This is a genomic window from Candidatus Egerieousia sp., from assembly GCF_056211015.1.
The window spans coordinates 58485-66982 of sequence record NZ_JBAELF010000020.1 but is presented as its reverse complement, the minus strand read 5'-3'; the positions used below and the strand labels follow the sequence as shown (position 1 = coordinate 66982).

Sequence of the window (8498 nt, the reverse complement as noted above, 5' to 3'; positions counted from 1 at the left end):
TCTTGACTCGTACCCTACGGCAGTATATATCTTTGCAGGCGTTAACAATCAGTGCACAGATGTTATGAACAACAATCGTTTGAAAATCGGGGAGTTCTCACGCCTTGGCAGAGTCACGGTACGGGCTCTGCGGCATTATGAGGAGATAGGTCTCCTGCGGCCGGCAATCATCGACCGCGAAACGGGCTACCGCTATTATGCCGTGGGGCAGTTGCAGAAGATTCAGAGCATCACAACGCTCAAGAGCCTGGGATATTCTCTTGAAGAGATACGCGACCTGTGGGAGGATGAAAGTCATTTCCCTTCGGTCGAGTCTCTTGAGGAGAAGATCAGGGCATGCAAAGCCGAACTTGAGATGCTGAAGGAGCGGGAACGGATGCCCAAGGCCGTGGTGGCTTCCCGAAAGAAATTACACAAAATGGAAAAAGTTTATTTTGAAAGTCTGCCTGCAATCACCGTGGCGTCACACCGCACAGTTATCCCTTCTTACGAAGACCTCGGCCGCTTGTGCTACGAGGTCATCGGTCCTGAAATGGCCCGCCTGGGCTGCGAGTGCCCGGAACCTGGTTACTGCTACACCATCGAACACGGAGGGTACAAGCCTCAGGATATTGATATCGAGTATTGCGAGAAAGTGACCGCCAAAGGCAAGGACTCTGATATCATCAAGTTCAAGGACATCCCGGAAGTTCCGAAGGCAGCCTGTCTGAAGGTGTTCGGGGCGTATGGCAGGCTGTATCAGGCATACATTGACCTTTTTGCCTGGCTCGAAAAGGAAGGCTATAAGATTGCAGGTAATCCGCGAGCAGTCTATATAGACGGAATATGGAATCAGGAAGATTCGGACAAATGGCTGACCATCATCCAGGTCCCTGTGGAGAAAAATTAGACAAATATGAACATCAGACTTGAAACACCTGAAGATTACCGCAAGGTTGAGGAACTGACCCGCGAAGCATTCTGGAACGTATATCGCCCGGGATGCGTTGAACATTTCGTGCTGCACCATTACCGCAGCAATCCCGATTTCATCCCTGAACTTGACTTTGTCATGGAAGAAGACGATAGAATCATCGGCCACGTTATGTATTCCAAGGCAGAATTATTCCGAGAGGATGGCAGCTCAATTCCAGCCTGGACATTCGGTCCCATCAGCATTCATCCGGATCACAAGCGCAAGGGCTATGGCCTTAAATTGCTGAACTATTCCATTGAGAAGGCGCGTGAAATGGGAATAGGTGTATTATGCATGGAAGGAAACATAGATTTCTATAAACACGCTGGATTTGTTCTTGCCAGTTCCCTCAACATACATTATCATGCGGAACCGAAGGAGTCCGAAGTGCCGTATTTCCTCGCCCAGGAACTGATTCCGGGTTACCTGAAAGGAGTTGAAGGTACATACCATACCCCGAAGGGATACTTTGCCGCCGATGATGACCCGGCAAGCTTTGAGAACTATGAGGCAGCCTTCCCGGCAAAAGAGAAGCATTTCCAGGAAGGGCAGTTGCCTCAGTTCTGTCAAAGTTGCGGTATGCCGATGTCGTCCGATGACTTGTGCGGCACCAATGCTGACGGAAGTGCCAACTTCGATTACTGCAAATACTGCTATCAGGACGGAGAATTCGTTGATAAGGTGTCAATGGAGGAATATATCGAAATGTGCTCGCTGTTCGGTGCGCAGGCTGGGATGAGCAACGAGCAGATGAGGGAACATTGCCAAAAGTTTTTCCCAATGCTGAAGCGCTGGAGAAGAGAATGAGCCCTGTTCCTAACATTATTTCCTCATCCAGAGGCATCGCTGGATTCGCAATGCTACTTTTTCCCGTCTTCAGCCCTTGGTTCTGGACGCTGTATTGCTGGGGAGGGGTCTCCGATATGATTGACGGACCTCTGGCAAGGAAACTCGTGGCGGTCAGCAAGCTCGGTTCGAGGATTGACAGCCTTGCGGATATCGTATTTGCCGTATGTGCCGGAATAACGATTCTGCCATCGTTCAATCTTCCTTTTTGGATATGGTTGTGGGTGGCGGCTATAGGGATTACGAAAACCGTCGGCATCAGTGTCAACTCGAGATGGCATCACCGTTTCACAGTGCCGCATACCATTCTGAACAGGCTGACTGGCTTGCTTTTATTCTGCCTGCCTCTGGCAAACATATTGTTTGAAGTGATTCTTCCTGTTATAATAACATGCTTTGTAGCAACTCTCAGCATACTGGAAGATATAACAACACCCTCTGACTGCACATTCCGCAATCGATTTTAGAGGTGTTCCTGTATTAGGTCCCGGTCTTACCGCACAAGATTACCCAGAGTTTTTGATGGTCGTGCACGTTTTCTCACAGACCTTGTAACTTTTGCACGAACCTTGCACTCTTCTCCAGAGACCTTGTACACTATGACAGACACTGATTCTGTATGGCACATGCGGTATTGGATGTATTGGACAGAAAAAGATTGAATCCTGTACCGAACAAGCAAATCAAGACGTTCCGTACAGGAAATGGGCAAATCCTGTACGGATCGGAGCGGCGAACTGGCGGCTCAATGAGGTATTTGCATTGTGGCACCGCGCTGGCCCTTCAAGGGCTCCATTTGCGCTTCCGCTGTTGTCAGACCCATATCTTTCGAAACCAAGTGTGCTCAATACCCCATAATTAAAGGTATTGAGCACGATGGCAAGAAATACACTATTGATTATCACGATGTTGCAAAACGAGGTATGCTCAATACCCTCTGACTAACGGGTATTGAGCATGGTTACCAGGGAAATCAGGTCCGCCAAAGCTGCTTGCAGTGGGTGCTGATCGCACTCGTCTTCTGCAATCCGGGGGAAAAATTATCTTTGTGAAAAGCTGTTCAAAAGCCGGCAATCGCTGAACCATAGAAAAGTTTAAAAACATCCGAACTTCAAAATGAGGGTCTGCCTGCAACAGGCGCCATTGTACTGCACTCAGCAGAGCCAGTGCAAGCAGACTTGGCGTCACCAACGACTGAGCAACCCGCCAGCCAGCCACAAAACACGTATTATTGTGGCCGACAATAATGAAGCGGCCACAAAATCAACATATTTGTGGAATAAGTGAACTATTTCACCAGTTTGTCCACAAATGGCCATGATTTGTGGACGAATCACGATTCATGGCCACAATATTGCACGAATTGTGGCGGCCACAATGCAAGTAAAAAAAATGGCGAGGCACCTGTATGTTTATGGCATCGTTCAGCGGCAGGTCACTGGAATCTGCAAAAGCTTTGCCCGGGAAAGGCAAAGTTTTTCAGATGAAGTGACTGCAGCAGTCAAACGTTTGGAGAGTTGCGGAAAGCAGCAGGTTCGGTATAGCCCGGGAGCGGGAATAAACACAACTGCCGCAATCAAGCGGACCACAAAAAGCGGCAGAATAGTCACATTTTTGCGAAAAATGCGTCCAAAATGGAGCTTGAAGCGTAAAATTGACACGTTTTTGGGGAAAACGCGCTCAAACGAGGACCGAAAAGGGATGATGGCCACAAAATTGGCAAGAATGTGACAAAACGAACGCCGGAAGCAGCAAACGGATTGCAACAAGCGAAAGCAGACACATTCCGTTCAAAATCATTAAGATATATTTTGATGATTTGAAAATATGAATTATATTTGCGACCGGAATGTGAGGGTGACCGCAGGGCGGTTGCCCTTTATCTTTACCCGATAATTATCATAAACATTCAGTTATGTTGCAAAAAACAGAGATTCAGCAGGTTATAGAGCCATATCTTCAGGAGCACGGATTATTCCTGATAAACATTGGCATATCAGCCGGAAACGATATAGAGATATACATTGACAGAATGAGCGGCGAGGTGAGCATAGATGACTGCGCAGCTGTCAACGACATTTTCGAGAATGCGTTTGACAGGGAGAAAGAGGATTACTCACTTATGGTAAGTTCCGCAGGTCTTGACATGCCTTTCATGGTTGCCCGGCAGTTCGAGAAGTTCATGGGGAGCCAGGTTCAGATAACCTTGAAGAAAGGCCGATGGGTCAAGGGAACTCTCACAGGGTATTCCGAGCAGGGAATAGAACTCACTATCGCCAGGTTGGTCAAGGAGGAGGGAATGAAGAAGAAGGTTGAGAGGAAGATTGCCACCCTGTACCCTCTTGCGGAAGTAAAGAGCTGCAAGCCTGTTGTGGAATTCAAATAAGATGAAAGAAAACTAATAATAATATCAAAACTAGATTAGAGCAATGGAAGGTTTAAACCTTGTAAGTTCATTTGCAGAGTTCAAGGAACTTAAGAATATTGACAGACCAACAATGATGAGCGTGCTGGAAGATATTTTCCGCACACAATTGGCAAGAATGTACGGTTCAGCGGACAATTTCAACATCATCATCAACATTGACAAGGGTGACCTTGAAATATGGCGCAACCGTGAGGTGGTTGAAACCGTTGAGGATCCTAACACCCAGATATCCAAGGAAGAGGTTGACAAGATAGATGACTCATACGAAATTGGCGAGGAGTTCTCAGAGGAAGTGAAGCTCAGCAGTTTCGGAAGGAGAGGAATCCTTAACCTCAGGCAGAATCTTCAGAGCAGGATTTCAGACATTGAGAAGGCCAATCTTTACAATGCATACAAGGAAAGAATAGGTGAGGTTCTTGTTGGCGAGGCTTATCAGGCATGGAAGAAGGAAGTGCTGGTCATGGACGAAGACGGCAACGAGCTGCTGCTCCCAAGGACCGAGCAGATTCCTTACGACTCATTCCACAAGGGAGACACCGTGAAGGCAGTTATCAAGAGCGTTGAGATGAGGAACAGCAATCCTGTAATCACTCTTTCGAGAACATCGGAGACTTTCCTCCAGAAATTGTTCGAGCAGGAGGTTCCTGAAGTGTTCGACGGCCTTATCACAATCAAGAAGATAGTCAGGATGCCGGGCGAGAGGGCCAAGGTTGCCGTTGAGTCATATGATGACAGAATCGATCCTGTTGGAGCTTGCGTTGGTGTGAAAGGTTCACGAATCCACGGTATTGTAAGGGAACTCAGGAACGAGAACATTGATGTTATCAACTGGACAAGCAACGAACAGCTTCTGGTACAGAGAGCGCTTTCACCGGCCAAGATCACTTCAATAAAGATAAGCGAAGAGGATAAGAAGATATACGTTTCACTCAAGCCTTCTGAGGTTTCTCTGGCAATCGGAAAGGGTGGCAGCAACATCAAGCTTGCAAGCATGCTTCTTGGAAAGGAGATTGAAGTATTCAGAGAGCTTGAGGAGGAAGAGGAGGACGTTCTTCTCACCGATTTCAATGATGAGATAGATCAGTGGATCATTGACGCCCTCAAGGCTATAGGATGTGACACTGCAAAGAGCGTTCTTGCTCTCTCAGTTGAGGATATAAGCAAACGCGCGGACCTTGAGACTGAGACTGTTGAAGAGGTACAGAGAATACTCAAAGCTGAATTTGAGGACTAATTGAAAAATAACTAACATTTCCTGAAATAAAATATGGCAGAACTGGAGTCAATAAGAATTATCAAAGTAGCAAAGGAATTCAACATAGGCATGGGTACGCTGGTTGATTTCCTCAAGTCAAAAGGAATAGAAGCGGAAGCCAATCCTAGTTTCAAGATCAGTGGCAGCGCATACGAGCTCGTTGCCAAAGAATTCAACAAGGAGATAACCATAAAGGAGGAATCAAAGAAGATTGCCCTCAAGGTAAAGGATTTTGCCAAGAATGAAATGAAGCAGTCCGCACCGAAACCGGAACCTAAGCCTGAGCTTAAGCCGGAGGTGAAGATTGAAATCAAGCCAGAGCCTAAAGAAGAACCTGTAGTTGAAGTGAAGCTTGAGACAGAATTCAAGGCGGAACCCGAGAAAGAAGCCAAACCTGAAATAGAAATTGAGGACAAGCCGGAAATGAAGGTGGTTAGTGCTGTTCCATCTTCTGCTCCCGCACAGGTTACAGTTGAGGCACAGCCTGTGACGGATGCAATCAAGGAGGTTCCTCAGCCTGTAAAAGAAAATCCGCAGCCAGAGATTGCCAGACCGGAACCAAAACAGGACAAGGTATTCAAGACTGAAGTGGATAAATTACATGCACCAAAGAATCTTGGCACAATAGATCTGAATCCTAAGAAGATCCAGGCCGCACCAGCTGTTGACTCCGCAGCTCCGAAGGCCAGGACCGATGCAGCTCCACAGACGGCACAGACTCCAAAAGAAAGTACCCAGAAGCCTGCCGAAACCGCCCCTGTAATCGAGCATATTGAAACCAAGGTTGAAAAGCTTACAGGTCCTAACATAAAGGGGACCATTGACCTGAGCCAGTTCGAAAAGAAGAAGGATAACAAGCAGAAGAACGGAAAGAGGGAAAGGATACACAAGCAGAAGGAGAAAGTTGACGTTGCCCATGAGGCGGGAAAGAATCCTACCTCAGCTAATTTCGGCAAAGGACAGAATCAGAAGAACGGTCAGTTCCACCAGAACCAGCAGAATCAGCAGGGTCAGGGCAAGCATAACAGGAAAGACAAGTTCAAACCTATTAAGAACGAAGTCGATGACGATGAAGTTCAGAAACAGATAAAGGAAACCTACCAGAGAATGGTGGAGAGCAAGGGAAAGACAAAGGGCAGCAAATACAGAAGGGAGAAGAGAGAGCTCATGAACCAGAGGCAGATGGAAGAGGAGGAGATGGAGCAGATGCAGAGCAAGATTCTCAAGCTCACAGAGTTCGTAACTGTCAATGACCTTTCCGTAATGATGAACGTACCTGTGACACAGGTAATAGGCGCCTGCATGAACCTTGGACTTATGGTTTCCATAAACCAGAGGCTTGATGCGGAAGCTCTCGTTCTTGTAGCGGAGGAATTCGGATACACCGTTGAATTCGTGACAGCCGACATTCAGGAGGCAATCAATGAGGAGAATGATGTTGACAAGCCTGAAGATATGGAGAGCAGGCCTCCAATAGTTACTGTGATGGGACATGTTGACCATGGCAAGACATCACTTCTTGACTATGTGAGAAAGTCGAATGTGATTGCAGGTGAGGCCGGTGGTATCACCCAGCACATTGGAGCATATAACGTAAAACTTCCTTCAGGGAGAAGAATCACATTCCTGGACACTCCTGGTCACGAGGCATTCACCGCAATGCGTGCCCGTGGTGCCAAGATCACCGACGTGGCCATAATCATCATTGCCGCAGACGACGCCATAATGCCGCAGACAATTGAGGCTATAAACCACGCACAGGCTGCAGGCGTACCTATGATATTTGCAATCAACAAGATAGATAAACCGGGCGCAAATCCTGAAAAGATCAGGGAGCAGCTTTCCAATATGAACATTCTCGTTGAGGACTGGGGAGGAAAATATCAGTGTCAGGAAATTTCGGCAAAGAAAGGCATTGGCGTTGAAGATCTTCTTGAGAAGGTTCTCCTTGAGGCCGATCTGCTTGAACTCAAGGCCAATCCTTCAAAGAAGGCTGTAGGTTCAGTTATCGAGTCAGCGCTTGACAAGGGACGCGGATATGTTGCAACCATCCTTGTACAGAGCGGTACTCTTCACGTTGGAGACATAATGCTTTCAGGATGCTACACTGGTAGAGTAAAGGCTATGTTCAACGAGAGAGGTCAGAAGGTTACCGAAGCAGGTCCTTCCACTCCTGTTTCAATACTTGGCTTGAACGGTGCGCCAACCGCCGGTGAGAATTTCAACATATTCGACGATGAGAAGGAGGCAAAGGACATTGCGAACAAGAGGGAGCAGCTTATAAGAATCCAGGGATTGAAGACACAGAAGCATATTACCCTTGAGGAGATCGGCCGCCGTATTGCCATCGGAAACTTCAAGGAGCTCAACTTCATTATCAAGGGTGACGTTGACGGTTCAATCGAGGCATTGTCCGATTCAATCATCAAACTTTCCACTGAGGAAGTCAGGGTGAATGTAATACACAAGGCAGTAGGCGCCATCTCGGAATCCGATGTTCTTCTTGCTGCAGCATCCAATGCCATTATCATTGGATTTCAGGTAAGGCCGGCGGCACAGGCAAGGAAACTCGCCGACAAGGAGGAGATTGAGATAAGGCTCTACTCTGTAATCTATGATGCAATCAATGAGATCAAGAGCGGTATTGAAGGTATGCTTGCTCCGGAGGAGAAAGAGGAAATCACAGCAACTGCCGAGGTCAAGGAGACCTTCAAGATTTCGAAGGTTGGTACCATTGCAGGCTGCGTTGTGAAGGAAGGAAAACTCTCAAGGACCGCCAAAGTGAGGGTTATCAGGGACGGCATTGTAGTTTACACAGGCGTCCTTGGCTCTCTCAAACGCTTCAAGGACGATGCCAAGGAAGTTCTCAGCGGACAGGATTGCGGTTTGAATATTGAGAACTACAACGATATCAAGATTGGCGATGTTGTTGAAGCATACCAGATTGTAGAAGTAAAAAGGACTTTATAAAAAATAATTATTATATTTGCCGCGCAAAAAAAGCTCAGGCTTTT

7 protein-coding genes are annotated in these 8498 nt (G+C 47.2%); all 7 read left to right on the top strand.

Annotated elements, in window-relative coordinates; translation table 11 throughout:
• Nucleotides 1–889: MerR family transcriptional regulator (locus AC06L3_RS01630; protein ID WP_475668886.1), on the top strand; the 889-nt coding region annotated here is incomplete at its 5' end.
• Between the two features lie 6 nt (nt 890–895).
• Nucleotides 896–1762, top strand: coding sequence for a GNAT family N-acetyltransferase (locus tag AC06L3_RS01625; RefSeq protein ID WP_475668885.1), 867 nt, complete (start codon nt 896–898; stop codon nt 1760–1762).
• Complete coding sequence (locus AC06L3_RS01620; protein ID WP_475668884.1) at nt 1717–2268, top strand: CDP-alcohol phosphatidyltransferase family protein; 552 nt, start codon at nt 1717–1719, stop codon at nt 2266–2268. The genes AC06L3_RS01625 and AC06L3_RS01620 overlap by 46 nt, the downstream gene beginning before the upstream one ends.
• Nucleotides 2269–3112: 844 nt before the next feature.
• Entirely contained in the window at nt 3113–3532 is a 420-nt protein-coding gene (locus AC06L3_RS01615) for a hypothetical protein (protein WP_475668883.1), read from the top strand.
• Between the two features lie 184 nt (nt 3533–3716).
• Nucleotides 3717–4187, top strand: coding sequence for an LSm family protein (locus AC06L3_RS01610; protein ID WP_475668882.1), 471 nt, complete (start codon nt 3717–3719; stop codon nt 4185–4187).
• A 43-nt stretch (nt 4188–4230) separates the two neighbouring features.
• A complete protein-coding gene (gene nusA, locus AC06L3_RS01605; RefSeq protein WP_475668881.1) occupies nt 4231–5463 on the top strand; it encodes a transcription termination factor NusA in 1233 nt (410 codons plus the stop codon).
• Nucleotides 5464–5496: 33 nt separating this feature from the next.
• Entirely contained in the window at nt 5497–8454 is a 2958-nt protein-coding gene (gene infB / locus AC06L3_RS01600) for a translation initiation factor IF-2 (RefSeq protein WP_475668880.1), read from the top strand.
• Nucleotides 8455–8498: the final 44 nt, after the last annotated feature.

Coding starts and splice junctions, on each gene's coding strand:
- AC06L3_RS01625 (WP_475668885.1), top strand. CDS start 896: ATGAACATCAGACTTGAAACACCTGAAGATTACCGCAAGGTTGAGGAA.
- AC06L3_RS01615 (WP_475668883.1), top strand. CDS start 3,113: ATGGCCATGATTTGTGGACGAATCACGATTCATGGCCACAATATTGCA.
- AC06L3_RS01610 (WP_475668882.1), top strand. CDS start 3,717: ATGTTGCAAAAAACAGAGATTCAGCAGGTTATAGAGCCATATCTTCAG.
- nusA (WP_475668881.1), top strand. CDS start 4,231: ATGGAAGGTTTAAACCTTGTAAGTTCATTTGCAGAGTTCAAGGAACTT.
- infB (WP_475668880.1), top strand. CDS start 5,497: ATGGCAGAACTGGAGTCAATAAGAATTATCAAAGTAGCAAAGGAATTC.